The organism is Paenibacillus polysaccharolyticus, from assembly GCF_023714295.1.
In the GTDB taxonomy this organism is placed as follows: domain Bacteria; phylum Bacillota; class Bacilli; order Paenibacillales; family Paenibacillaceae; genus Paenibacillus; species Paenibacillus polysaccharolyticus_A.
Window position 1 is genome coordinate 1 of the sequence record NZ_JAMAUN010000084.1, and the last position, 252, is coordinate 252.

The window sequence follows — 252 nt, forward strand, 5'->3', positions numbered from 1 at the left end:
CGTTAGGTGCCCTTCGGGGAAAGTTGAGACAGGTGGTGCATGGTTGTCGTCAGCTCGTGTCGTGAGATGTTGGGTTAAGTCCCGCAACGAGCGCAACCCTTATATTTAGTTGCCAGCATTTCGGATGGGCACTCTAAATAGACTGCCGGTGACAAACCGGAGGAAGGTGGGGATGACGTCAAATCATCATGCCCCTTATGACCTGGGCTACACACGTACTACAATGGCCGGTACAACGGGCAGTGAAGCCGC

Annotated in this window: 1 rRNA gene; it reads left to right on the plus strand. The window is 54.0% G+C overall.

Annotated elements, in window-relative coordinates:
• Positions 1–252 (plus strand): 16S ribosomal RNA (locus M3629_RS28320); the annotation flags it as partial.